The organism is Synechococcus sp. RC10B2, from assembly GCF_047502635.1.
This window is the reverse complement of sequence record NZ_JANSHO010000060.1, coordinates 1-22,430: the sequence shown is the minus strand read 5'-3', so window position 1 is coordinate 22,430 and position 22,430 is coordinate 1. Positions and strand designations below refer to the sequence as shown.

The following is a 22,430-nucleotide window of genomic DNA, read 5'->3' as shown; positions in this document are numbered from 1 at the left end:
GGGGCAGGGTAACACCTCCCCCAATCTAAGGGGCGATCCGGCCAAGAGGGTTCAGGGATCCTGTTTTCTTCACCTTTTTTTGCCGGCTTTCAAGGACAGCCCAGACTCGCGCGGGTGGAAACCCCGGTTATGGGATGGGATCCCTCTGCTCGCTGGCACAGTTGCCGCAGGGCTGCCCGATCCACGTAGGCGTCGCTAAAGTCGGCGCCGGCAATCTGCGCCCCATCCCAAACGGCCCGCGCGGCGATTGCCCCCCTGAGGTTGGCCCCCCTGAGATCGGCGCCCGCTAGGTTGGCCAGATCCAGCAGGCTGTTGCTGAGATCTGCCCCCGCCAGGTTGGCTCCTGCCAGGTTGGCCTTGGTGAAGGCCACGCCGGCCAGGTTGGCCCCCTGCAAGTCGGCGCCCTGCAGGTTGGCGCTGACAAAGCTACTGCCCCGCCAGTCCTGACCCGACAGATCCTGCCCCTGCAGATCGGCGTTGCTGAAGTTGAGACGGGTCTGGCCACCCGCCGGGGATCCCCACAGGCCCCACAGCAGCAGCGTTGCCCCCAGCAGGATCCCTAGAAGGATGCAAAGTGTTGACGGCATCTGGGATCCCCCCTTTAGTACCTCAGGACGCTTCAAAGGGCTCAACTCCTTCCGCAAGTTCTTATCAGAAAATCTAGGTCTAAAACCCTGCCCTCTAGGGCAGCTTTTCTTGGTTTTGGATGTAGGCCACTAAGAGTTGCAGAGGAGCACCCCCAACACTAGAAGCCAAGTAGCTGGGACTCCACAAGGCATTCTTGCCGCAAGGTTTAGGTAGTTTAGCTTGCCCGTACTTGCGACTCGAAACTCCCTTAAGCACATTCACCATTTGAGAGATAGACCACTTGGGCGGGTAGGCAATTAGAAGGCGGACGTGGTCTGCCTCGCCGTTAAACTCCAAGACCTCAAAGTCCATCTTTCGGGCAACACTCTTAAACGCCTCCGCAATCAAGTTCAAACTCTCTTGAGTGAATATCTTTCGCCTGGATTTGTGACAAACACCAAATGGGCCTGCAGGCTAGAAACACTGTTGCGGTCTCTCCTTAATTTCATGTGCTATCTTGGAAATGCCAACTTGACTCTAGCCCATGAAAGCTCGATACAGGTATAGGTTCTACCCCACAGACCAACAGCGGCAGAAGCTTGCCAAGTTGTTTGGCTGTGTCAGGTACGTCTGGAATGAAGCCTTAGCCCACTGCCAAGCCGTTGGGAAGTATCCAGGGTACAACGCTTTGGCCAAGCGCCTAACCGAGCTTAAGCAATCGATTCCGTGGTTGGGCGAAGTTTCAAGTGTTGCTTTACAGCAATCTCTCAGACATTTGGACAAAGCTTACCAGCGTTTCTTTGCCCAGGAAGGAGGTGCGCCGCAGCTCAAAAAGAAAGCAGCCAAGCAGTCAGCAACGCTAACTAGGGGAGCTTTTTCTATCAACGGTAAGCGGGTTTACTTGGCCAAGGTGGGAGCCATTAAGCCTATTTGGAGCCGACCTTTGCCGAGTACCCCTAGTTCCGTCACTGTAATTAAAGACACTGCCGAGCGTTACTTTGTCAGCTTTGTGGTGGAGACGGAACCTGTTAGCATCCCTGCTCGCTCACCCAGTATTGGAGTGGATTTGGGGATTAAGACCTTCGCCGCCACAAGCGATGGGGCCAAGTTCCCCAGTCCCAACTATAGGCCTCTGTACAACCGTATTGCCCAGCTGCAAAAGCAGCTTGCCAGGCGGGTGAAGGGATCCCATCGGTGGGAGCGAACCCGGCTGAGGATTGCCAAGCTGCACAACCGCATTGCCGACATGCGGCTCGACTTCCTGCACAAGTTGTCAACCCAGCTCACGGTCGAAAACCAAGTCGTGTGCTTGGAAGACCTCAACGTTAGCGGGATGTTGAAAAACCGTCGGTTGTCCAAGGCGATTAGTCAGCAGGGGTGGCATACCTTTCGGGCTCTCTGTGAGGGCAAAGGTGAGAAGTACCAGAGGGAAGTGCGCCTAATCGACCGGTGGGAGGCTACAAGCCAGTACTGTTCGGCTTGTGGCTGGCACTGGGGCAAGTTGGATTTGGCTACCCGTGTGGTGGTCTGCGACGGTTGCGGGGCAGTGCATGACAGGGACGTCAACGCTGCCAACAACCTAAAGCAAGTCGGGATGGGGCATCGCCCGACTCTAAAACGGACGTGGAGACTGCGTAAGACTGGCTAGCCAGCAGCAGTTTGTGAAGCGTCAAGAATCTCTCGCCTTTAGGCGAGGGGAGTATGTCAAGTCAACATGCTTTGGTATGAAAGTAGCTTACTTTGACTGCGCAGCAGGCATTGCCGGCGACATGTGCCTGGGGGCGCTGCTGGATTGCGGGCTGACCCTAGAGTATCTCAACCAGCAGCTCCAGGCGCTGGGCCTCGAAGGAGAATACAGCCTACAAGTATGCCGGGTGCAGCGGTGCGGCCAGCCGGCTCTGCAAGCGGTGGTGGAGGTGTTGGACGAGTCCCCGCCCGCCCGCCCCTGGAGGGAGATCCAGGCTTTGATTGCCGGATCCCGGCTGGCCCCCGCAGTCAAGGCCCGCAGCCTCAAGGTCTTTGAGAAGCTGGCCCAGGCGGAGGCAAAAGTTCATCAGGTTCCCCTGGAAAAAGTGCATTTCCACGAGGTGGGGGCGGTCGATGCCCTGGTGGATATCGTCGGCACCTGTGTTGGTCTCGATTGGCTGCAGGTGGAGCAGGTGATCTCTTCTCCCCACCCCATTGGCGGCGGCTGGGTCAGCACCGAACACGGCCAGCTAGCGGTGCCTGTGCCGGCGGTGATTGAGCTGTGGGAAATGGGGCGTGTGCCAGTGTTCAGCAACGGCGTGGAAGCCGAGCTGGTTACCCCCACCGGGGCAGCCTTGGCAGTGGCGCTGGCAGAAGCGTTTGGGCCTTGTCCACCGCTGCGGCTGGAAAAAGTGGGGCGTGGGGCCGGCAGCCGCGAGCTGCCCATTCCCAACATCTTTCGTCTCTGGATTGGCCAGTCCCAGGGGGAAGAGCCGACCGAGATCGTCTCGGTGTTGCAAACTCAGATTGACGATCTCAACCCTCAAGTGATTGCCTATACCTGCGAGCAGTTGCTGGCCCTAGGTGCCTGGGACGTGTTTACCCAGCCCATCACCATGAAGCAAGGGCGGCCGGGAGTGTTACTGACGGTGATCTGCCCGCCGGAGCGGGTGCCGGAGTGCCAAGATCTCATCTTCCGGGAAACCACCACCCTGGGCATCCGCCACTCCCAGCAGCAGCGCACCGTCCTAGAGCGAAGGATCGAGCGGGTGGAAACCCCCTACGGCCTGGTGGACATCAAGGTGGCCTGCCGCCACGGCCACATCGTCAACGCCCAGCCGGAGTTTCGCGACTGTGTGGCCCGCGCCCAAGAGTTCCGCGTGCCGGTCCAGACGGTGTGGCTGGCAGCCCAAGCGGCCTGGCAAAAGCGGCTGCAGGGGGATCCCGCCTAAGAAGGTTGGGCCTTGGACAAGCGCATGCTCGTGCATAAGATCTGGCTGGATATAAGGATTTATGGAGCCAGATCGGAAATGTTCCAGAGTAGGCAACGGGGCTCTTCCTCAGATTCCCGATGGATTGGCTCCTGTTGGACAGAGATGCGGATCCCTGACCTGCTAGCCTGAAAAATATCAATACCCCGCGCTCTTGCCGACAACCGCAACCATGGAATCCCAAGCCGCCCAATTTAACTTCGACCGCCAACTCTGGGATCGCTTTATCAGCGTAGCGCAACCCTACTTCTACCCGCGGGTGCGCTACGGGGGCTGGATCTTCTTCGGCTTGCTAGCAGCATCCATGGTGTTTGTGGTTGCCCTCATGTTTTTTGTCGAGATTGGGGTAACCCTGGTTGGACAGGCTCTTTTTCCAGAGTTCTTCCGCACCCTAGCAGCAGGCTTGGTCGAGCAAACAGAGAGGAATTTAGCCTCGCCGGTGCTATGGGTGGCCGCAGCCAGTTTGGCCCTGAGCAGCCTGGCCTTTGGGCTGGTGTGGCGCCAGATTTGCCGCCGTTGGCTGCAATGGGTGCTGCTGACCTTTTTGCTGTTCCTGTCGCTAACGGTAAACCGGCTGAACGTGATGATCAGCTTTATCTTCCGGTTTATCGACACGGCTCTGCAGCAAAAAGAAGAGAGCACCTTCTGGCAATTTTTGATCATCTATGGCGTGCTGATCATCTCCGCCATCCCCATTTTGGTTATTTACCGATATACACGGCTAAAGCTGGCCCTGTTTTGGCGGGAATGGCTGACCGACTACTTTCTGGATCGCTACTTTGATCGGCGGGCCTACTACGAGCTGGATTCCAACGCCGCTAACACAGAGATCGATAACCCTGACCAGCGCATCTCGGAAGATGTACGCTCCTTTACCGGCACCACTCTTTCTTTTTTGTTGGATATTCTTGACTCCATCCTCACCCTCTACGCCTTTACTGGGATTCTCTACAGCATTTCCCGCCCCCTAGCGGTGGGGCTGGTTATCTATGCTACCATCGGCACCGGGATCGCCATTTTGGCCGGCCGCAAGCTGATTAAAATTAACTTCGATCAACTGCGCTACGAGGCCGACTTCCGCTACAGCCTAGTCCACGTGCGGGACAACGCCGAGTCCATTGCTTTTTACCAAGGGGAAGACCTGGAGCTGAGACAGATCTTGAACCGCTTTGCTGCCGCCTTGCGCAACTTTAATTTGCTGATCATCTGGCAGGCCATTATCGACATTTTTCAGTACGCCTATAACTATTTCACTCGCATTGTGCCCTACGTAATTGTGGCCCCCCTTTACTTTAGCGGCGTGCGCGATTTCGGCACCATTACCCAGGCTACCATCGCCTTTAGCCAGGTGCTGAGCGCCCTTTCGATTGTGGCCAACCAGATCCAGAGCATCTCCAGCTTTGCCGCCGGGATCAACCGCCTGGGATCCTTTTACGAAGCTTTGGAGAATCCTGCCCTGCGCCAGCTGCGCCCTCGAGAAAGTACCATCCAAACCCGCATTGCTCCCCAACTGGCCCTGCAGCAGGTGACTTTGCTAACGCCTAATTCGGAACGAACCCTGGTGCGGGATTTGTCCTTGACTTTAGAGGCGGGCCAACGGCTGCTGATTGTGGGAGCCAGCGGCAGCGGCAAGAGCTCCCTCCTGCGGGCCATTGCCGGCCTGTGGAACAACGGCCAGGGATCCATTGCCCGCCCCGATACCACCGAGATGCTCTTCCTGCCGCAAAAGCCCTACATGCTGCTGGGATCCCTGCGGGATCAACTGCTCTACCCGGGCCGCCGCCGGGATCTTAGCGACGCAGATCTCCTCCGGGTTTTGGCCCAGGTGAACCTGGCCGATTTGCCGGAGCGGGTGGGCGGCTTCGACGTGGAGAAAGATTGGGCTAGCACCCTCTCTTTGGGCGAACAGCAGCGCTTGGCCTTTGCCCGCATTTTGATTACTCAGCCCCGCTACGCCATTTTGGACGAGGCCACCAGCGCCCTGGATGTGGCCAACGAAAAGCTGCTCTACCTGCAACTGCAGCACCTCAACACCACCTACGTCAGTGTCGGCCACCGACCCACTCTCCTGGCCTACCACGATCTGGTCTTGGAGCTGCAGGGCAACGCTGCTTGGAAGCTCTGGTCGGCGGCAGACTACGGCGCCCGCCTGGCGCTGGCCGGCTAGAGATGCTGCCGCAGCTCTCAATCTGCGGCGGCACCCCTCACCCCCATCCTCTCTCCCTCTGGGAGAGGGGGGCAGGCTGTTCTAACCCCAACCCACAGAACTGGACGCGACCCAGGGGAGATGCTACCCTGTTTCACAGGTATTCCGACCGGATTACTGGAGAATCACATGACTCCCTTTGCCGCCTCTGAGGCCAAGCGCTCCAAGGTGGAGCAGATCAAAGCAGATAGCCACTTCCTGCGGGATCCCTTGCGGCAGGAGCTGGCCCAGGACACCACCCACTTCAGCGAGGCGGCGGTGCAGGTGCTCAAGTTTCACGGCGCCTATCAGCAAGACGACCGGGATCTGCGGCAGCAGCGGAAGCAGGAAGGTCTGGAGCGGGCCTACCAGATGATGTTGCGCACCCGCATTCCAGGGGGGCATGTGCCGCCACAGCTTTACTTGACCCTGGATCGGCTGGCGGAGGAGTACGGCAACGGCACTTTGCGGGCCACCACCCGGCAGACCTTTCAATTACACGGGATCTTGAAGCAAAACCTCAAGGCCACCATTGGCAGCATCATCCGGCAGATGGGATCCACCCTGGCCGCCTGTGGAGACGTCAACCGCAACGTCATGGCGCCGGTCGCCCCCCACAAAAACCGGCCTGCCTACCGCTATGCCCAGGAGTATGCCCGCAAGCTGGCGGATCTCTTGGCTCCGAAGACTTCTGCCTACTACGAGCTGTGGGTGGATGGGGAGGCGGTTCCCATCCCGCCGGTGGATGCGGAAGTCCGGGAAGCGGAGCAGTTTGTCGGCAACGGGGTGAGGCTGGAGGGGCCAGAACCTCTGTATGGCCCGGTCTATTTGCCCCGCAAGTTCAAGACGGCCATCGCCGTAGCTGGGGAGAACACCGTCGATGTGTACTCCCAAGACCTGGGTTTGATCGTGCTCACCGACCGCAAGGGCAACCTCAAGGGCTTCAACATCGTGGTGGGCGGCGGCATGGGGCGCACCCACGGCAAGGAGGAGACCCAACCCCTTTTGGCCCAGAAACTCTGCTTTGCCCCGCCGGAAGCGGTGTACCGGATTTGCCAGGCGGTTTTGGCGGTGCAGCGGGATCACGGCAACCGCTACGACCGCAAGCAGGCGCGGCTGAAGTATCTGGTGCGCGACTGGGGGATCCGCAAGTTTCGCCGCGTGGTCGAGCAGTACCTGGGGGAGAAGCTATTGCCCTTCCGGCGCATGCCTAAGTTTGTCCCCAACAGCGACGACTACCTGGGCTGGCACGAGCAGGGGGATGGCCGTTGGTTTTTGGGCCTCTCCATTGAAAATGGCCGCATCCAGGATACGCCGGAGCGGCAGCTGAAAACGGCCCTGCGCAAGATTGTGGAGGAATTTTCCCTGCACCTGCGGCTTACCCCCACGCAGGACGTGATCTTCATCGACATCGAGGAGGGCCAGCGAGAGGCCATTAACCAGATCCTCAAGTCCCACGGGGTGCTCTCCAAAGAGGAGATCCCGGAGCTGGTGCGGCTTTCCATGGCCTGTCCGGCGCTGCCCACCTGTGGCTTGGCCATTACCGAGTCGGAGCGGGCCCTGCCCACCCTGATCCGCCAGTTGGATCAGGTGTTGCGGGAGCTAGATCTGCAGGATTCGCCCTTTTTGGTGCGCATGACCGGCTGTCCCAACGGCTGTGCCCGCCCTTACTTGGCGGAGCTGGGATTGGTGGGATCCGCCCCCGATGGCTACTACCAAATCTGGCTGGGGGCTAGCCCGCGAGGGGATCGCTTGGCCCAGCCGTTTCAGGATCGGGTGCACATCAGCCAAATTGTGCCTTTGATGAGGATTCTCCTGCAGCTCTACAAACAGGAGCGCCACCCCCAAGAGCGCTTTGGCGACTACTGCCACCGGGTGGGGATCCCCTACCTACAGGCCCAGGTGCAGCGGCTCCAGCAGGTTCAAAGCTAAGGGGACTGCCCCTCCCTTCCTCACTGAGGGCAAAGTGGGTCACTGGTTCAGGAGGCTGCTAGGCTTCCAGGGGAGCGAATGATAGAGTACAAAGAGGTTTTGTGCGAGCCCCTTCATGCCTCAGTCCAAACCTGACGAACCTTTCGTCCGCAAGGTCTTCAAAGCGCTGGTGCTGGTGGTCGGCGCAGCGATGTTCCTAAGCTTCTCCTTTGGCCCCATCCTCCAGGCGCTGGGGCCTTCGGACTCGCAAGACACCGCCAACTTGGTTACTGAGCAACTGCGGGCCCAGGCGGACGGCTACCGGGCTGTGCTGGAACGGGAGCCGGATAACCCCATCGCCCTGCGGGGGTTGATCGACACGCAACTGCAGCTCAACGAGCCGCAAGGGGCCATCGAGCCGCTGAAGAAGCTGGTGGAACTGGAGCCGGAAAATCGGCAACTGCGAGCTTTTTTGGCCCAGATTCAGCAAGATACAGGGGATCTGGAAGGGGCATTAGAGCAGCTCCAGATCCTTCACGAGAAGGATCCCAAAGATAGCCAAGTCCTGCAGGAGCTGGCCGACGTTCAACTAGCGCTGGGCCGCCCTTCTCAAGCCATTGAACTACTGGAGAACTATCTGAAGGAAGTCCCGGAAGATAACGATGTCCGTCTGCGCTTGGCCTTTATCTACGTCCGCAATAACCAGACGGAAAAGGCTGTCGCCCTCTACGACGAGATGATTGCGGCGGATCCCAGCGACTTTGCGCCCGTGTTGGGCAAAGCAATAGCCCTTAGCTCCGCCACCGATGAAAACCTACGGGCAAAAGCCCCGGAGCTATTTGAGCAAGCAGCCCGCCTGGCCCCACCCAAGCTGCGGGAGCAGATCCGGCAAGAGGCCGAGCTCTCTGCCCAAAGAAACCAGCCTCAGGCTGTTGAGAGCCAGGAGACTGCTCCCTGAGGAGAGTCGTCCCCCTCAAGACTCGGAGACCTCCTTGAGGGCCGCTTCCACCGAGGGATAAGTCTCGAAGAGAGAGTCCAGACGGGTAACCTTGAGAACTGTCTTGGCTTTCTCTCCTAAACCGCAGAGCTTGAGATGACAGTCGGCGGCGGCGCAGGCGCGTCTTGCCCACACCAAAGCCGAAACTCCCCTGCTGTCGATCTGCGTAACCTGGCTCAGATCCAGCAAGAGGTGCTTGGGTTTCTTGGCGAGAATCTGACTCAGCTCTCTCTGCACCAAAGCAGGCTCCAGCTGTCCTGCAGGAAGCTTGACGAGGGCGACAAGGGATCCCCCGGGGCTGAGCTGAGTGGAAACATCCACAAAGGGCTAAGAAAGAAAAAGCCGAGGGCAAGGGTCACATTGATTCTGAACCAAAGCCACCGGCTTGGGCCTTGCTGGGCAACTTTTATTTGGAGGTAGGAAGGTAGCCCTAATGGATACGCACGCGATGATCCCGATGGAGGATGCGGCTGCCCTGGGTTTGTTGGCCCTGCAGATGCCGATGGCGGCGGTGTTGCTGGCGCGGCTGCTGCCCTCTTTGTGGCGCCCTTCTCCTCTCCCTCCTGGTCAACCGGGGATCCCTTTTCCGCCGGGCTTGGTCAGCGTCTTGCTGCCCACCCTCAACGAGGCCGAGCGCCTGGATCCCTGTCTGGAAGGGCTGCACCGCCAGGGAGCGGTTGTGCGCGAAGTTCTGGTGGTGGATAGCCGCTCCCAGGATGGCACCCGCGAAAAAGTGCTGCAAATGGCCGCGCGGGATCCCCGCTTTCGCCTCGTTACCGACGATCCCCTGCCCAGCGGCTGGGTCGGTCGCCCTTGGGCGTTGCACTATGGATTTCTCCAGTCGGATCCCGCCTCTGAGTGGATCTTGGGCATTGATGCCGACACCCGCCCCCAGCCGGGCCTGGTGGAGCGGCTGCTGGAAACTGCCCAGGCCAAAAAGCTGGATCTCATCACCCTGGCGCCGCAGTTTATCCTGCAGCACTGGGGGGAAGGCTGGCTGCAGCCAGCTCTTTTGACAACCCTGATCTACCGCTATGGGGCGGCAGGGGAGACTCCCCACTTGCCGGAGCGGACGATGGCCAATGGGCAGTGTATGTTGGTGCGCCGCTCGGTGCTGGAAGCCATGAACGGCTATACCCTGGCGCGGGCCTCCTTTTGCGACGATGTCACCCTGGTGCGGCAGATCGCGGCAGCCGGCTTTAAAGTAGCTTTTTGCGACGGTCGGCACCTGCTCAAGGTGCGCATGTACACCTCTTTGGCCGAAACTTGGCGGGAGTGGGGCCGATCCCTGGATTTGAAAGACGCCACCCCCAGGGCCCAACTGTGGGGGGATATGGCCCTGCTGGTGCTTACCCAAGGGATCCCACTCTTGGCAGTGGGGGGGCTGGGGATCAAGGCCGGGCTGGGGTTCCCCTTTTCCCTAACAGAGCAAGTGTTGTTGGGGCTCAACCTGGGCTTGCTGGCCCTGCGACTGGGGGTGCTGATGGGCATTCGCGGCTCTTATCAGGATCCCCCCTGGACGTTTTGGGCTTCGCCGCTGGCGGATCCCTTGGCTGTCCTGCGGGTGATCTTGTCAGCCCTCAGCCGCCCCCGCTCTTGGCGCGGGCGCACCTACTAGTCGACTGCCTCAGGATCTCACCTGCCCCGCGAAGCGCAGCGGAGTGACAGCAGGCGCAAGCGAGTGTTGGGTGGCCCTCAAATAAGGCAACCCCTGATCGAGTAAGCCTAGCTGCACCGCTCTTTCAACAGGGTAGTTTGTGATCACTAGCTCCGTGATTTTGCCTCGTTTTGTCCCCTTGCAGTTGATAGCCCGGTTTGCTTGAACTTCATCAATAGCAAAGAAGGGCATAGCGTACAAAGAGCGAATGATTGCGGTGTCAGAATTAGAAAGCATGATGTACACCTTATTCTTGCTTAAGTCAATGCAAATGTCTCGTAATCGCTCTTGATCCTCTAGGCCGAAGCCACTGGCATGATAGGAGGTAAAGTTTGATGTTTGCGAGACAGGAACGTAAGGCGGGTCGAAATACACCCAGTCGCCTGGCTTGGCCCTCTCAACAACCGTATCAAATGGCACGCACAAAATTTCAACATTTTGTAGAGCAAGGGATGCAGCTAAAAGATTGTCCTTGTCTAGATACTTTGGAGCTTTATATCGCCCAAAAGGAACATTGAACTTTCCTTGCCGATTGACGCGATACAAACCATTATAGCCTGTCTTGTTCAGGTAAATCATGCGCGCTGCTCGTCCTACAAGACCCATTGACCAAGGATCTTTCTCTCGAATCTGGTAATAAAAACTTTCATTGTGTGGAAATTCGGAGAGTAGTTGAATAACTTCCCAAACATGATCGCGAATAGCCAGGTAAGTATCTATCAGCTCAGCGTTGATATCGGAAAGGATCGCCTGTTTGATTTTGCATTCTCTATACAGGCGAAAGAAAAGCGCGCCACTCCCAACAAAAGGCTCGTGGTAAGTTCTGAAATAGACCGGCATCCGCTCTAATAGGGCGTCTGTCAGTTGTGTCTTGCCACCGGCCCATTTTAGAAAAGGTCGCGGAAGAAGCAAATCGCTCATGTTACAATCCAAAATACAAACGTAACCAATCTTCTAAATCGCTGAACCAAACCACTTTCTCAGTAGACATCAGTTATCCTTGCATGTTCTTTGAAAACCCTTCGCCGTCAATTACCTCGATCCCTGGAATAGGCCAGTGCTCCATATCTTGAATGGTTGCAGGGATCTTCTCTTCCGCTGTGCCTGACGTCGCCTGAAACTTACACTCCACTCCCAGTCGCTTGCCGCTTTTTTCATCGCTAATGACCACATCAATATACCGCTGTTGCCCCCACAGCCTTCGTGCTGGTCTTCAATCCAAGAGATTGTGCCAGAGCAACAACTCGCTGCTTTAATTCGTCACCACTTTTAGGCGCTGTTCTTTTTCCTGACATAGAGAAAACTCCTCACAGACAATCAGCTTCGTTTGTTTTCACCACCCCTGCGCTCTCCCATCGCCACCCAACTCCCGAAGCTTTGCGGCTAGGCGCTGCTGTTCCTGACGGACTTGGGCGAGGGCTGCTACTGCCGCTCCTGCCCTACTTGTTCAATTCCCCCAGAAGCAAATTCCCGTCGGCAGTCCACCACTGCAAGTAGGTGGCTGTGGTTTCTACTTTTTGTCGGTGCCACACCCTCAAGAACCAGCCGATCTCCGGAGTCCAGTAGCAGTGGTTTTCATCTGCTGTTGCAGAAGCACATAGCAACCTTAATACAGATTAGTGATCGGGGGCAAGATGGATTTAATGCAGGGGCTCGTGGATTTCGTAGACAGCAACCCCGATCTCCGAGAGCTGGGGCAAGCCTTAGCTGTCAAAACAACACTCCAAGGCCATACTCACCCCTAGGTCTGTGACGTGTTGCAAGTGTCATCAAGCTTTATCAGCAACCGGAACTTATACTCCCAAACCAAGGAGCTGCTGGACTTGCTCTAGCTTATCGAGGCTCAAAGCCCTATCTCTCTCCCGAATAAAAAGCTGCTGCTATTGCGATGAGCTGAAGGAAAGTTTAGAAGAGGCAGTCCCAGAAGAATGAGGAAGCAGTTGCTCAAAAAAAGAGATACGGCATAAGGCAAAAGAGTAGAAGCTCCTGATGGACAAGGGGGAGCTAACAGTGTTTATGGTAGATGAGCGTCACCCGCTATGAGGTTACCTTTGTGGATAGAGGTGGGGGGTAAAGGAGAACAGATTGCGGCCGATATTAAGAATATCAGGGGGAGGCGAAGTTACTTTGGGGCATTAGATTATGACAAGAGAGAGTTTCCGTTGCAAGTATATAATAAGGCAGATTCTCAAAGCATGAGAGCGTTTATAGAGTACTTAAGACTTGAGAAAAAAGAACAAAGGATAGCGATTTTTTGGGATGGGGCGGACTATCGTTGCTGTAAATAGGTTAGGGCGTATTTAGAAGAAGTGAGCCAGAGGTTAAGAGAAGAGGAGTGACCAGCCAGGTGCATTCTTTTTGTTCCTTATACAACGGAACAGAATTTTGATTTTCCTATCATGAATATCTTAGGAATGCTACGATCAGCAGGGAAGTTACAGGAGCTATGCTATGCTGGGGTGTTAGTCATCGAAATCAGCATGCGTGTCCATTACTTACAACATGTGCCCTTTGAAGGTCTGGGCTATATAGAGTCCTGGCTCAAAGCCAAGGAATACCCTGTAACGGGCACAAGGTTTTTTGAATCGACGAGATTGCCGAGCCTAGATGAATTTGACATGCTCATCGTCATGGGTGGCCCCATGAGTGCCAATGACGAAAGTGCATTTCCTTGGCTAGGTCAGGAGAAGGAGTTTATCCGCAATGCCATCGAGGCCGGCAAGTCCATTTTGGGCATCTGTCTGGGGGCGCAACTGATTGCCAGCGCAATGGGTAGCCGAGTGTTTCCAAATCGTGTTAAGGAAATAGGCTGGTGGCCGGTACGAGGGGTACAGCCCCCTGATGAGCTAACCTTTCGCTTCCCGCCCTCGATTGAGGTTTTTCACTGGCACGGGGAAACCTTCGAGCTGCCCCCTGGTGCAATTCACCTTGCCAAGAGCGAAGGCTGTGAGAACCAGGCCTTTCAGCTTGGACGCTCAGTGATCGGCCTCCAGTTTCACTTGGAAACCACGCCAGAATTGGTGCAAGGGCTTGTCTCCCACTGCCGCAACGAACTGTTGCCATCTACCTATGTGCAGTCGGAAGCAGAGATCCTCTCAGCCTCCCCTGAGAAGTACCAAGCCATAAACCGTCTAATGGGCGAGGTTCTCTCCTTTCTCTGTCGCTCCGATCCCTAGGCCCCGCGCTGCGCTCTAGAGAGCGGCCAAAGCCGTAAGATGCAGATCTGCAAGCCAAAGTTCCAAGAGGATAGACGTGGGCCATCAGGTTTTGGGACTGGGGATCGCGGGTTGGTCGGCTGCACGGCTGCTGCGGGCCCAGGGAAAAGAGGTGTGGGTCTGGGACGAGCAGGATTCGGAGCTCTTGCGGCAACGGCAGGCGGAGCTGGAACGGGAAGGGATCCCTGTCCACTTGGGCCAGCCTTTTCAACTGCTGCCGGGAGTGAAGCAGGTGGTGGTCAGCCCGGGCATTGCCTGGGATCACCCGCTGCTGCAAGAGGCGCGGCGGCAAGGGATCGAGGTGGTGGGAGAGGCGGAGCTGGCCTGGCCGTTTCTTGAGCACCTGCCTTGGGTGGGGATCACGGGCACCAACGGCAAAAGCACCACCACGGCCCTAGTGGCGGAGATGTTCAAGGCAGCAGGGCTAGAAGGGATCCCTTGCGGCAACATTGGCTTGCCCCTGTCCCAAGTGGCTCTGGAGATCTGGCAAGGGCAGCGTCGGCCAGATTGGATCGTGGCAGAGCTGAGCAGCTACCAACTGGAGGCCAGCAGCCGCCTGATGAAGAGCTCCCCCGGAGGCCCACCCCGCATTGGAGTGTGGACAACTTTCACCCCAGATCACCTAGAGCGGCACGGCACGCTGGAGCGCTATGCCAGCTTTAAGGCGCGGCTGCTGGAGCGGGCCCAGTGGCGGGTGGTCAATGGCGAGGACCCCTACCTCTTTCGCCGGCGGCGAGACTGGGAAAAGACCTACTGGGTCTCGCTGCAAGATCCGCAAGCGGATGTCTTCCTGCGAGGGAGCACGCTTTACATCCGGGGGGAAGCGGTGGCGGAGCTGGAGGACTTTGCCGAGCGCTGCCCTGGCTCGCACAACTTGCAGAACTTGCTCTTGGCAGCAGCGGCTGCTCATCTAGCCGGGATCCCCAACGCTGCCCTTCAAGCCGCCATCCGCTCTTTTGCCGGCATGCCCCATCGGCTGGAACGGGTGGCCCAAATCCAGGTGGGATCTACCCCCATCCGCTTTGTCAACGACAGCAAGGCCACCAACTACGAGGCCGGCTGGGTAGCGCTCAACGCCCTCTCCCCGCCCATTATCCTCATTGCCGGTGGAAGGGCCAAACAGGGGGATCCCTCGGCCTGGCTGCGGCTTATTCAGGCCAAGGTGGCCCGCGTGTTGCTCATTGGGGAGGCTGCTCCTAAGCTGGCCAAGGCTCTTCAGGAAATCCGCTATACTGACGTCGAGATCCTGCCGACCCTAGATATGGCGGTGGAAAGGGCCTTTGCAGCTGCCTGCTCCCTAGCGCAAGCCCTGGCCAATCCAGCTCAGCCCATCACCGTTTTACTGTCGCCTGCTTGTGCCAGCTTCGACCAGTACCCCAGCTTCGAGCACCGTGGCCACCACTTTCGAGCCTGCTGCCAAGCCCTGGTGGGATTCCTGGAACGCTGAAGCGCGCTGGCTGCGTTGGCTGACGCTGGTCTGGCTGGGGATAGGGCTGGCGGTATTGTTTTCGGCCTCCTACCCGGTGGCGCAGCAGACTACCGGCGATGGCCTCTATTTCTTTAAGCGCCAGGTGCTCTGGTCAGGGCTGGGGCTGGTCTGCTTCACCATCCTAGTGCGCATCCCCTTGCAGCGCTGGTTCCCCTGGGCCGGGATCCTCTGCCTGCTGGGCATTGGCTTGGTCTGGGCCACCCACGTGCCAGGGCTGGGGGTTTCCCGCCTGGATGCCAGCCGCTGGCTGGATCTAAAGGTGATCCCGATTATTCAGCCTGCGGAATTGCTCAAGCCCCTGTTGGTGCTGCAGGGATCCTGGGTGTTTGGCCGTTGGTTTTACCATCCCCTCTGGTTTCGCGGCGTCTGGGTCGGGCTCTTTGCTTTGGCGCTGCTGGGGATCCTCATCCAGCCCAACTTGGGTACCACCGCCATCTGCGGCCTTACCCTCTGGGTCATGGCCTGGACGGCTGGGCTCCCCCTTTTTACCCTCTTGGCTACCGCGGGACTGGGGATCTTGGCGGCTGGGGTGAGCATTCTCAGCAAAGACTACCAGCGGCGGCGCATCTTAGCCTTTTTGGATCCCTGGGGGAATGCTCAGGGGGACGGCTACCAGTTGGTGCAGAGCCTTTTGGCTATTGGCTCAGGTGGCTGGTGGGGCAAAGGCTATGGTCTTTCCCTACAAAAGCTGTTCTACCTGCCCATCCAGTACACGGACTTCATCTTTGCTGTGTATGCAGAAGAGTTTGGCCTGGTGGGATCCCTTTTCTTCCTGGGGCTATTGAGCGCCTACACCTGGGTCAGCTTGCGGGTTATGCGGCGCTGTCTCGACCTGCCTGCCCGGCTGGTGGTCTGCGGCTGTCTGATGTTTTTGGTAGGGCAGGCACTGCTGAATATCGGCGTGGTCAGCGGCCTACTGCCGACTACAGGGGTGCCCTTGCCCCTGTTTAGCTACGGCGGCAGCTCGATCCTGGCGGGGCTGATCATGGCGGGGCTGTTGGTCCGGGCCGCCCGCGAGGTGGGCTAAGGCCTGTAAGCTTCTCACTCGGCAGCCAGTAGATAAAGACTTGGGGGTTCAGAGGGGATCAATCGGTAGGGATCCGCCTGGTTAAGCTCTCGACAGAGGTGAGCAAAAGACTGGAGACCTTCAAGGCGCTCGGTGAGCTCGCTGAGGGTATCTAGGTATTCGGCTAAAGCAGCTTGGGAAAGGTGCCAAGACTTGTCCAGCTCCTGGAAATAGGTCATCTGAAACTCGACGGAAAGATTCTTTTCTCTGAGAAAGACCTGCTCTGGCGTAAGCCCTCGATCAAATGGGGAAAGACGAGCAATGCGCTGGATGCGTTCGCTAGAGATGCGGCCAGCGAAGCCAGAAGCCTTGTACGTATAGGCCGTCCGGAGCTGAGGCCGATCTGCTGGCAAGAGAGCTGCACACCACCTTTCGCTCAGTTCCCGGAAACGAGGGACCTCGAAGTTTAGGACATCAACAGCATCTTGAAGGTACCCATGTTTAAGCAGAAGCTGGGATTCCGCCGCTAGGGAAACCGCCCAACCCTTGAGAGCAATATCGCTGAGCAATAGGCAGTGGACCTGGCGCTCAACAGGGATCTGATGGGCTTGGTCAGAGAAAAAAATTCGGATATTTCCTGTCCTTCCTCGATGCTGTTCTCGAGGTTAAGTAGCCACGACCTCAGCTCCTTATCACCTCTCGTAGAGGCTTTAATGAAGTTATAGCAGTCTTTAAAAAGAGAGCTGACCATCCACCGCCTGGTACTGGGATCTACATCCGACGCTTCAGAAGAGTTAGCTCCCCAGGCACATTGAGCATAAAAGAGTGCAATAGCAGAAAGAGGAATGATGCAAGGCGGCTCTGGAAGAGCCAGAATCTCCTGAATTTCCTCCCTCAGCTCCTCGATCCTTTGCTCTAGAGGGTTGTCGGTTTGATTCCGCATGTCAACCTTGTTGAGCAAGAAGACCATCAAACTGGTTTGACCTCTGAGAAACTCTACGACATCCTTTAGCTCTCTCAAGAGAGTTTCCCGTCCTTGCCAATCTGTCTGAGAGTAATCCAGTGCAACAAAGCTAAAGCACTTGCTGACATGCTCTTGGATAATCCTAAGGCTTATTCTATCTTGAATTGAGTTTAGGCCAGGCAAGTCATAAATCTCGACCTGTAAGCCCTCAGGCAGGCCTAACAGAAAAGGGTTTCTGACCGGCAGCAGCGGACACTCAACGTCTACCTGAGGGATGCCCACCTCCGCTTCATCCCTCTTCTTTCTCTTCTTTCGTCGCTCTTGGTGGTAGGCCTCCATCGTCAGCTTGAGCCTGCGGTAGATTTCTTCGTCCCTCAGGTCTTCCCACGTGCCGCATTCCCAGGTGGCTCCTTCGGTATTGTGGATAACTAGCCTGCTCCGCTCGCCGTGCCTAATCCGCAGGATCCCGGCACTCATCTCCTGGGCCTCAATAGGCGCGATTTTCCGGCCAATGAGGGCGTTCACAATAGTGGATTTACCCGAAGAGGTGGTACCAATGGTGGCGATCCGGAAGGAGGGCTTCTGTAGGCGGGCAACGGCCTCTTCGTAGACAACCCGAAAGGCCTGCAGCTTTTCCAGCAGCACAGAGCTGCTAATGACGTCGTGGTATTCGCTGAGGATCCCAGCAGTGAGGTTGCCAAGGGTGAACAGTGACTCTCTTGCGATCCGCAGGGCTACCGAGGGATCCGTAGAATCAAGCCTGTGATGCGCTCCTTCAGATAGAGTTGAAGATGACATGCCGACAGCTCTCAAGCCGCTTCGCCGGCACTATAGTCCTTTCGCTAGTACCGTGGTTCGTTTTCTTCGCATTTTTTCAGCGTCCTTCTTGCCAGCAATGCTGATTTAGTAGCATAAAGAAATGGCTCTAAAATGCACATAGCCGCCGGCAGTTCTGGGGTCAACAAGAGGTAGTTTGCGAATGATGGATGGCTCTTTGCAATCTTTCTTCGCCTCTGCCAGCCAGGTGGGGCTGGGAGTAGCGGTCTTCCTGGCGCTGCTAACGCTGCTGGCCTGGATACGCAACTGGCCTTGGAAGTTTTCGCTAGTGGGCTACACGGCCTTTACCTTGGTCCTAACGGCAGGCTGTTTTGCTCTGAGCCTAGGGCCCATTTTCCGCTCCCGCATCCCCGGGGCTGCTCCCTACACCACTGTCTATGACCAAGGGGCGGAGCGGGCGGTCATTGCCGTTAGCCCAGATATCACCCCGGAGCAACTGATCCTTACGCTGAAGCAGGCAGCTAGCGATCTGGCCTCCTCTGGTCGTTTCTCTACCGGCTCGCCAGTGTTTACCCTGCAAGCCCGCACTGTCATCCACCCCGAGCCGGGAGTCTCCGAGCCCTTACTTTTGGGCACGCTGCAACAGCCTTTGGGGAAACGCCTGCGCACCCCGGAAGAACAACAGCAGCAGCAAATCCACCTGGAGGAAGAGGCCTTTGCTCGGCTGCGTAGGTTAGCCCAAGTTCAGGAGGCCGCCCCGCCCTCTGAGGGGACTTTGCAAGAGCCTCCCTTGGCCCAATCCTGAGCCCTCAGCCAGCGGCGCAGATCTTGCCCTACTTGCTCAGGGATCTCCCAGGGAAAGAGGTGGGCCACGTTGGGATAGACAATGCAGGTGCACTGAGGGAGAAGGCGAGCCGTGGCTAGGCTGCTGGCAACAGTGATGTGGCAATCCTGCTCCGCAGCCAGAATCAAAACCGGTAGGTGCAGGCGGTGCAGCTCTCCCTCGCGGTTGTAGCCCTGTCGAAGGGCAGCGCGTAGGGCTTGGCGAGCCTGAGGAGAGGTATGCAGGTAAGCCGGCAAAGCTGCCTGGGCCAGGTAGCGATAGGTTCTCGGGGTATGTCTCTGGACTAGGTAGCGGTAGAGAGAGCGGCGGCCAAAGGTGTTGATGTTCCAACTCCAGCCGGGCCAAAGCCAGTTGAGCAGCGAAGCAATGCCGGTGTTGAGCTGATCCCAAAAATCGGTAGGGGGATGGTTGCTGCGGGGACAGGCAGCGCTGGCTACTAGGATCAAGCCTTTGACCCGCTGGGGTAGGCGCAAAGCCAACTCTAGGGCTAGGATCCCGCCCAAAGACCAGCCCAGTAGCAGACACTCCTGCCAGCCCAGGCGATCCAGCAGCTCCTGCAAATCCTCCAGGTGGGCCGACATCTCAAAGGGATCCCGCACCTGCGAACGCCCGTAGCCGCGCAGATCCGGCGCCACACAGGGGTGCATCCCCGCCACCGCCTCGGCAAAGACTTCCATGCAGTCGGCATTGCCCGGATGGCCGTGGAGCAGCAGGATGGGCAGCGAAGGGATCCCTTCTCCCCAGGCCCGGTAGTAGAGCTGCAGGCCCATAGCTTAGGCGCTGGCCACCTTTTTTGGCGTCGGCTGCAGCTTCACTCCATTGGGAATGCAGATCAGGTTCTGATCCAGGATCTGCACAAACCCCTTCGAGCGCAGGGATCCCAGCAGGCGAGTAACCGTCACGCGGGTGGCACCAATGGCATCCCCGATCTGGGCGTGGGTGAGGGGCCAGGGGAGGTACATCCCCTGCTCACAGGGCTGCCCATACTCGTCGATTAACAAGGTCAAAAAGCCCTTCAGGCGGTCGATGGCCCGACGCTGGCCCAAGTTGCCCAGCCAGAGCAACTTGCGTTGCAGTTGCTGGCGGAAGCTTTCTTGAATTTTCTGGTGCAGATAGGGCCACTGCTCCAAATCCTGCCAGTAAAACCACATCACCGTCGTGCGATCGACATGGGTGCAGGCTTTTAGCTCAAAGCGCTCCGGGTTGCTCAGCTCAAAGGGCACCCCGGGCGTGATAAACCCGACAAAAACCTCCCGCCGCTCCGGCGTTTGGCTGACCAGGCGCACCACGCCCTCTTGGGGGATGTACACCAATCCCGGACGAGTTGGAATGCGCACATCTTTAGGAAACGTACGAGAGCGGTAGTGCTCTTCGGCCCACTGGCGGAGTTCCCGCCATTCCTGAGCCTCTGCTGCCGATGTGATGGAAACAAGTGTCATGGGATCAACTTCCTGTCGCTCGAGCGACCTGATGGGTTTTACAGACTCCCCAGCTTTACCTGGCTACTGTTGCAACACAACGCTTTCGCCTTCGCGTCCGCGGAACAGAGTCGTGAGAGGATGGGGAAACCGCAAGGGGGCAAAACAAAGAGGAGAGAACCTACAGGCTTACTTTACCTTAGCTTCATAATGGCACTGAACCCTATGGGGCGACATCGGGTTTCTACTGATATTGTTCAAAAGGCTACGTCCAATAATAACCTCAAGAAGCCGTAAATTTTCAGAGCTTGTCGCCGAACTCAGCCAGCTAGGGGATGGCGCAGAATGGGGTCAGACTGGTGGATGTCTGAGTACAGGTGTGGGGTGGCTGCGATGAATATCCTTATCAGCAACGACGATGGCATCCAGGCGGCGGGGGTGCGATGTCTGGCCGCTGCGCTGGCTCAGGTGGGTGGACATCAGATCACGGTGGTCTGTCCGGATCGGGAGCGCTCGGCTACCGGCCACGCCTTGACGTTGCACAAGCCGCTGCGAGTGGATCCGGTGCGGGAGGGGTTTCCGCCAGAGGTGCAAGCTTGGGCCTGTTCGGGCACGCCCTCGGACTGCGTCAAGTTGGGCCTGGACGGTCTGCTGCAGCAGCCCCCTGACTGGGTCATTGCCGGCATCAACCAGGGAGCCAATCTGGGCACTGATGTGCTCTATTCCGGCACCGTCTCGGCAGCCATGGAAGGGCTGCTGGAAGGGATCCCCAGCCTAGCCGTGAGCCTGGCCAGCTTTACCCACCAGGATTTTCAGCCGGCGGCCCAGGTGGTGCTGATGCTGCTGGAGAAGCTGAGCCTGAAGCCTTTAGAGAAGCCGATGCTGTTGAACGTCAATGTCCCCCCGCTAGGGTTGGCTGAAATACGCGGCATGGTCTTGGCCCGCCTGGCCTGGCGCAAGTACACGGATCTCTACGAGAAACGGGTAGATCCCCGCGGCAAGGCCTACTACTGGCTGGCAGGAGAGGTGGTGGAAGAGGAGGTGGATCCCTGTTCCGATGTGCGGGCGGTTGCCGAGGGGTATGTGTCGATTACGCCCCTGCAGCCGGATTTAACGGCCTACGCCGCTTTCGAGAGCTTGCAGCGCTGGGGCCTCTCAGCCTTTGGCTTTTGAAAGCAAAAATGGCCTAGGGCAAGCAGGCTTGGCCGGGATCGCAGCCAGGGGAAACCCTAGAGGGGAACGGCTGCCAAGGCCAGCAGCCGTTCTGCCACAGCCTGGGGAACAGGCATCACCGACAGTCGCGTGCCTCGCCGCACCACTTCTAACTCCGCAGGGGTAAAAGTGGCCCTTAACTGGGCCAAAGGGATCAAGCGCCCAAAGGCGGCAACAAATTGCACCCGCACTGTCTGCCAGCGGGGCGCTGCAGGGGTTGACTTGGGATCGTAGTAGGGGCTGGTGGGATCAAACTGGCTGGGATCCACCACCTGAGTCTCCACGATCTCCATCAGGCCGGCTATGCCGGGGGGGTCGGCGTTGGAGTGGTAGAAAAAGGCGCGATCCCCAACCTGCATGGCCTTCAAGTAGTTGCGGGCTTGGTAGTTGCGCACGCCGTCCCAAAGGGTTTGGCCGTCCCGCTGCAGATCCCAGATGCTGTAGACGCTGGGCTCCGATTTCATCAGCCAGTAGTTCATGAAACGCTAGGCGCCGGCAGCAGGCAAGCGACGGGCAACAAACTCGACAAAGTTTTGCAATATCTTCAAGCCTACAGGGCCGGACTTTTCGGGGTGAAATTGGGTGGCAAACAAGGTGCCGCGGGCAATGGCGGCCACACAGGTTTGGCTGCCGTGCTGGGTGGTGGCGACCACCCAGCTTGGATCCTTGGGCACCGCGTGGTAGGAGTGGACAAAGTAAACCCAGCTTTGCTCGGGGATCCCTGCCCAAAGGGGAGAGTCGGGCTGGGTAAGGTGCAACTGGTTCCAGCCCATGTGGGGGATGCGCAGGCCCGGCTCCGGTCGAAAGCGCTGCACCCGCCCCGGCACGATGCCCAGCCCCGGCTCTGTCCCCTCTTCGCTGTCTTCGAACAAAACTTGCAAACCAATACAAATGCCCAAGAAAGGCTGCTGCCGCTCGATGGCTTGTCGGATTGCCTCCCCAAAGCCGCGCGCCCGCAACTGCTGCATGGCTGGGTCAAAGGCCCCATCGCCGGGCAGGACAAGGCCATCAAAAGCCGCTAGCCCAGCCGGCTCTGTGACTAGCTGCACCTCGGCCCCGGCCCGCTCCAGCCCTTTGCAAGCTGAATGCAGGTTGCCGGCATCATAGTCGATCACCGCCAGGCGCACGGCTTTCATGGCTTTTCCTGAAACCTTCAAGAGCCTATCAGTATAGTGGCTTTAGCTAATCCGCCGTTCGCGCTAGCGGGACGTAGTCCTGGAAGCCCCGCTCT

At 57.9% G+C, this 22,430-nt stretch carries 21 protein-coding genes and 1 pseudogene; 11 read left to right on the top strand and 11 right to left on the bottom strand.

Features of this window, described 5'->3' with window-relative positions:
* Window positions 1-89: 89 nt before the first annotated feature.
* Window positions 90-587 (bottom strand): pentapeptide repeat-containing protein, encoded by a 498-nt coding sequence (locus tag NW855_RS08340; RefSeq protein ID WP_011429834.1) that lies wholly within the window; start codon window positions 585-587, stop codon window positions 90-92.
* A gap of 94 nt (window positions 588-681) precedes the next feature.
* Window positions 682-1,076 (bottom strand): annotated as a pseudogene (gene tnpA / locus NW855_RS08335) (IS200/IS605 family transposase).
* Window positions 1,077-1,111: 35 nt separating this feature from the next.
* On the opposite strand from tnpA, the gene NW855_RS08330 reads away from it, so the two are divergent.
* From NW855_RS08330 to NW855_RS08310, 5 genes are all read left to right on the top strand, one after another.
* Window positions 1,112-2,215, top strand: a complete 1,104-nt coding sequence (locus NW855_RS08330; protein WP_099812285.1) for an RNA-guided endonuclease InsQ/TnpB family protein — start codon at window positions 1,112-1,114, stop codon at window positions 2,213-2,215.
* A gap of 76 nt (window positions 2,216-2,291) precedes the next feature.
* Complete coding sequence (gene larC / locus NW855_RS08325) at window positions 2,292-3,485, top strand: nickel pincer cofactor biosynthesis protein LarC (RefSeq protein ID WP_414402387.1); 1,194 nt, start codon at window positions 2,292-2,294, stop codon at window positions 3,483-3,485.
* Window positions 3,486-3,696: 211 nt separating this feature from the next.
* Complete coding sequence (locus tag NW855_RS08320; RefSeq protein ID WP_011429836.1) at window positions 3,697-5,691, top strand: ABC transporter ATP-binding protein/permease; 1,995 nt, start codon at window positions 3,697-3,699, stop codon at window positions 5,689-5,691.
* Window positions 5,692-5,859: 168 nt separating this feature from the next.
* Entirely contained in the window at window positions 5,860-7,641 is a 1,782-nt protein-coding gene (locus tag NW855_RS08315; protein ID WP_414402388.1) for an NADPH-dependent assimilatory sulfite reductase hemoprotein subunit, read from the top strand.
* A 115-nt stretch (window positions 7,642-7,756) separates the two neighbouring features.
* A complete protein-coding gene (locus NW855_RS08310) occupies window positions 7,757-8,578 on the top strand; it encodes a tetratricopeptide repeat protein (RefSeq protein ID WP_099835590.1) in 822 nt (273 codons plus the stop codon).
* A gap of 15 nt (window positions 8,579-8,593) precedes the next feature.
* Here NW855_RS08310 and NW855_RS08305 read toward each other — a convergent pair whose 3' ends face one another.
* Window positions 8,594-8,938 carry an STAS domain-containing protein gene (locus NW855_RS08305; RefSeq protein ID WP_414508655.1) on the bottom strand — a complete coding sequence of 115 codons (345 nt, stop codon included), beginning with the start codon at window positions 8,936-8,938 and terminating at the stop codon, window positions 8,594-8,596.
* Window positions 8,939-9,050: 112 nt separating this feature from the next.
* Here NW855_RS08305 and NW855_RS08300 point away from each other — a divergent pair, with 112 nt between their 5' ends.
* Window positions 9,051-10,235 (top strand): glycosyltransferase family 2 protein, encoded by a 1,185-nt coding sequence (locus NW855_RS08300; RefSeq protein WP_414508654.1) that lies wholly within the window; start codon window positions 9,051-9,053, stop codon window positions 10,233-10,235.
* A 9-nt stretch (window positions 10,236-10,244) separates the two neighbouring features.
* Here the strand turns inward: NW855_RS08300 and NW855_RS08295 are convergent, their stop codons facing one another.
* Both NW855_RS08295 and NW855_RS08290 read right to left on the bottom strand, forming a co-directional pair.
* On the bottom strand, window positions 10,245-11,195 hold the full coding sequence (locus NW855_RS08295) for a DNA adenine methylase (RefSeq protein WP_011429841.1): 951 nt from the start codon (window positions 11,193-11,195) through the stop codon (window positions 10,245-10,247).
* Between the two features lie 73 nt (window positions 11,196-11,268).
* Window positions 11,269-11,472 (bottom strand): PD-(D/E)XK nuclease superfamily protein, encoded by a 204-nt coding sequence (locus tag NW855_RS08290; RefSeq protein WP_346426103.1) that lies wholly within the window; start codon window positions 11,470-11,472, stop codon window positions 11,269-11,271.
* Window positions 11,473-12,733: 1,261 nt separating this feature from the next.
* On the opposite strand from NW855_RS08290, the gene NW855_RS08285 reads away from it, so the two are divergent.
* From NW855_RS08285 to NW855_RS08275, 3 genes are all read left to right on the top strand, one after another.
* On the top strand, window positions 12,734-13,450 hold the full coding sequence (locus NW855_RS08285) for a type 1 glutamine amidotransferase (protein ID WP_240527966.1): 717 nt from the start codon (window positions 12,734-12,736) through the stop codon (window positions 13,448-13,450).
* 76 nt (window positions 13,451-13,526) lie between these two features.
* Window positions 13,527-14,936 (top strand): UDP-N-acetylmuramoyl-L-alanine--D-glutamate ligase, encoded by a 1,410-nt coding sequence (murD, locus tag NW855_RS08280; protein ID WP_414508653.1) that lies wholly within the window; start codon window positions 13,527-13,529, stop codon window positions 14,934-14,936.
* Entirely contained in the window at window positions 14,881-16,005 is a 1,125-nt protein-coding gene (locus NW855_RS08275) for an FtsW/RodA/SpoVE family cell cycle protein (RefSeq protein WP_414508652.1), read from the top strand. The genes murD and NW855_RS08275 overlap by 56 nt, the downstream gene beginning before the upstream one ends.
* A 14-nt stretch (window positions 16,006-16,019) precedes the next feature.
* Here NW855_RS08275 and NW855_RS08270 read toward each other — a convergent pair whose 3' ends face one another.
* Window positions 16,020-16,223, bottom strand: coding sequence for a hypothetical protein (locus NW855_RS08270; RefSeq protein ID WP_414402391.1), 204 nt, complete (start codon window positions 16,221-16,223; stop codon window positions 16,020-16,022).
* Between the two features lie 287 nt (window positions 16,224-16,510).
* Entirely contained in the window at window positions 16,511-17,746 is a 1,236-nt protein-coding gene (locus tag NW855_RS08265) for a dynamin family protein (protein WP_414508651.1), read from the bottom strand.
* A gap of 181 nt (window positions 17,747-17,927) precedes the next feature.
* On the opposite strand from NW855_RS08265, the gene NW855_RS08260 reads away from it, so the two are divergent.
* Window positions 17,928-18,530 carry a Ycf51 family protein gene (locus tag NW855_RS08260; protein WP_414402393.1) on the top strand — a complete coding sequence of 201 codons (603 nt, stop codon included), beginning with the start codon at window positions 17,928-17,930 and terminating at the stop codon, window positions 18,528-18,530.
* Here NW855_RS08260 and NW855_RS08255 read toward each other — a convergent pair.
* A complete protein-coding gene (locus NW855_RS08255; RefSeq protein WP_414402394.1) occupies window positions 18,470-19,339 on the bottom strand; it encodes an alpha/beta fold hydrolase in 870 nt (289 codons plus the stop codon). The two genes, NW855_RS08260 and NW855_RS08255, sit on opposite strands and share 61 nt — an antisense overlap.
* A gap of 3 nt (window positions 19,340-19,342) precedes the next feature.
* Complete coding sequence (locus NW855_RS08250; protein ID WP_414402395.1) at window positions 19,343-20,008, bottom strand: Crp/Fnr family transcriptional regulator; 666 nt, start codon at window positions 20,006-20,008, stop codon at window positions 19,343-19,345.
* A 372-nt stretch (window positions 20,009-20,380) separates the two neighbouring features.
* Here NW855_RS08250 and surE point away from each other — a divergent pair, with 372 nt between their 5' ends.
* The gene (surE, locus tag NW855_RS08245; protein ID WP_011429851.1) at window positions 20,381-21,160 is read left to right on the top strand and encodes a 5'/3'-nucleotidase SurE; all 780 of its coding nucleotides are present in this window, start codon (window positions 20,381-20,383) and stop codon (window positions 21,158-21,160) included.
* Window positions 21,161-21,216: 56 nt separating this feature from the next.
* On the opposite strand, the gene NW855_RS08240 is transcribed toward surE, so the two are convergent.
* Window positions 21,217-21,678, bottom strand: coding sequence for an EVE domain-containing protein (locus NW855_RS08240; RefSeq protein ID WP_414347111.1), 462 nt, complete (start codon window positions 21,676-21,678; stop codon window positions 21,217-21,219).
* Between the two features lie 6 nt (window positions 21,679-21,684).
* Complete coding sequence (hisH, locus tag NW855_RS08235; protein WP_011429853.1) at window positions 21,685-22,335, bottom strand: imidazole glycerol phosphate synthase subunit HisH; 651 nt, start codon at window positions 22,333-22,335, stop codon at window positions 21,685-21,687.
* Window positions 22,336-22,430: the final 95 nt, after the last annotated feature.

Excerpts from the sequence above, each read along its gene's own strand:
- larC (WP_414402387.1), top strand. The coding sequence starts at position 2,292 with ATGAAAGTAGCTTACTTTGACTGCGCAGCAGGCATTGCCGGCGACATG.
- NW855_RS08240 (WP_414347111.1), bottom strand. The coding sequence starts at position 21,678 with ATGAACTACTGGCTGATGAAATCGGAGCCCAGCGTCTACAGCATCTGG.
- NW855_RS08295 (WP_011429841.1), bottom strand. The coding sequence starts at position 11,195 with ATGAGCGATTTGCTTCTTCCGCGACCTTTTCTAAAATGGGCCGGTGGC.
- NW855_RS08300 (WP_414508654.1), top strand. The coding sequence starts at position 9,051 with ATGGATACGCACGCGATGATCCCGATGGAGGATGCGGCTGCCCTGGGT.
- hisH (WP_011429853.1), bottom strand. The coding sequence starts at position 22,335 with ATGAAAGCCGTGCGCCTGGCGGTGATCGACTATGATGCCGGCAACCTG.
- NW855_RS08320 (WP_011429836.1), top strand. The coding sequence starts at position 3,697 with ATGGAATCCCAAGCCGCCCAATTTAACTTCGACCGCCAACTCTGGGAT.
- NW855_RS08315 (WP_414402388.1), top strand. The coding sequence starts at position 5,860 with ATGACTCCCTTTGCCGCCTCTGAGGCCAAGCGCTCCAAGGTGGAGCAG.
- NW855_RS08270 (WP_414402391.1), bottom strand. The coding sequence starts at position 16,223 with ATGACCTATTTCCAGGAGCTGGACAAGTCTTGGCACCTTTCCCAAGCT.
- NW855_RS08250 (WP_414402395.1), bottom strand. The coding sequence starts at position 20,008 with ATGACACTTGTTTCCATCACATCGGCAGCAGAGGCTCAGGAATGGCGG.
- NW855_RS08310 (WP_099835590.1), top strand. The coding sequence starts at position 7,757 with ATGCCTCAGTCCAAACCTGACGAACCTTTCGTCCGCAAGGTCTTCAAA.
- NW855_RS08260 (WP_414402393.1), top strand. The coding sequence starts at position 17,928 with ATGATGGATGGCTCTTTGCAATCTTTCTTCGCCTCTGCCAGCCAGGTG.
- NW855_RS08265 (WP_414508651.1), bottom strand. The coding sequence starts at position 17,746 with ATGTCATCTTCAACTCTATCTGAAGGAGCGCATCACAGGCTTGATTCT.
- surE (WP_011429851.1), top strand. The coding sequence starts at position 20,381 with ATGAATATCCTTATCAGCAACGACGATGGCATCCAGGCGGCGGGGGTG.
- NW855_RS08340 (WP_011429834.1), bottom strand. The coding sequence starts at position 587 with ATGCCGTCAACACTTTGCATCCTTCTAGGGATCCTGCTGGGGGCAACG.
- NW855_RS08255 (WP_414402394.1), bottom strand. The coding sequence starts at position 19,339 with ATGGGCCTGCAGCTCTACTACCGGGCCTGGGGAGAAGGGATCCCTTCG.
- NW855_RS08330 (WP_099812285.1), top strand. The coding sequence starts at position 1,112 with ATGAAAGCTCGATACAGGTATAGGTTCTACCCCACAGACCAACAGCGG.